At 39.0% G+C, this 518-nt stretch carries 2 tRNA genes; both read left to right on the top strand.

The features are described 5' to 3' along the window. Positions 1-141 precede the first annotated feature (141 nt). Positions 142-218 (top strand) — tRNA-Ile (locus tag WH223_RS00015). Between the two features lie 9 nt (positions 219-227). Then, positions 228-301: transfer RNA gene (locus WH223_RS00010), tRNA-Ala, on the top strand. Positions 302-518 lie beyond the last annotated feature (217 nt).

Raw genomic sequence — 518 nt, 5'->3', positions numbered from 1 at the left:
GTTACGTTTAGATCATGATCACTATTTGTATTACTATATATATATATAGTATATACAAAAATAAGAGAAACACATTTGAAGATACAGTGCCCGCCCTAAAGGGATACGGTACTCGAGAGAAGAAGATGAGAAAGATAAGCTAGTCCCGTAGCTCAGTTGGTTAGAGCACTACACTGATAATGTAGGGGTCAGCAGTTCAAATCTGCTCGGGACTACCATAGTAACTTGGGGAATTAGCTCAGCTGGCTAGAGCACCTGCCTTGCACGCAGGGGGTCAACGGTTCGACTCCGTTATTCTCCACAAGCGATACGATTTATAAGAGACTTAAATCAATTAAAGTATCACAAAGAGTTCTTTGACATATTGTAAGAAAGAAGACACAAGAGAAAACAACAGTAGTGTCATTATGAATTATATACGTAAGTATATGGTGATTAATACACAAATAGCAGCTAATGCTTAGCAAAAGGAGCATTAGTGAAGAAAGTAAATAAGGGCACACGGGGAATGCCTAGGC

The sequence above is a fragment of the Sphingobacterium sp. MYb382 genome, from assembly GCF_037572665.1.
Lineage (GTDB): Bacteria > Bacteroidota > Bacteroidia > Sphingobacteriales > Sphingobacteriaceae > Sphingobacterium.
Note: the sequence above shows the minus strand (reverse complement) of the source record. Positions and strands in the feature narration are given on the sequence as shown.